The sequence below is a fragment of the Vibrio sp. 03_296 genome, from assembly GCF_002265885.1.
Window position 1 is genome coordinate 1 of sequence record NZ_NPKW01001273.1, and the last position, 583, is coordinate 583.

Genomic DNA, 583 nt, shown 5'->3' on the forward strand with positions numbered 1-583 from the left:
CCGCCTAAATTGCGGGTAACCTTCGCATCATTATAGAGCGATAAAGTGAACTTTCTAACTGCCACGAGCTATCTGTTTGACCTCGATAGATCCATTTCCGATAGTGCTTATTATCAACATGAGATCTAAACTCATCCCAAGTATTTATATGAATTCTTGATTTTTGAGATGCTCATTTTACCTCATAGAGACATAACGCTGCGTTAAGGGGTGAGTGCCGCATAAACCAAGTTTCCGCACACCACTTTCACCACCAAAAATCACCGCATACCAAAAATGCCACGCGGCATGAATCCCTCTTAAACGCTTTGTATGGGAAATTATCCCCATTAATCGACCTGTTTCGGGTAATGTGAGACCCAGGCTTTAGCCGCAACTAAAGCTTTCTATGTTGTAGTTCGATTGAACGCTGGCTCCTCTATCGAGAGACCGATAACAAACATGAACGCGACATAGAACTCCAAGCACCAAACTCGAATACTCGACTGGGTCTCGAACCCGCATTACGCAAGCAAGAGTTAGCTTATTATGAATACAAACACACTTCAAAATATTAATGTCGGTGTGGATACTGGCAAAGCAA

Annotated in this window: 1 protein-coding gene; it reads right to left on the minus strand. The window is 42.7% G+C overall.

All coding sequences use genetic code 11. From position 1 onward, the window contains the following. Positions 1-177: 177 nt before the first annotated feature. Positions 178-330 (minus strand): DUF3265 domain-containing protein, encoded by a 153-nt coding sequence (locus CIK04_RS31510; RefSeq protein WP_097353765.1) that lies wholly within the window; start codon positions 328-330, stop codon positions 178-180. Positions 331-583 lie beyond the last annotated feature (253 nt).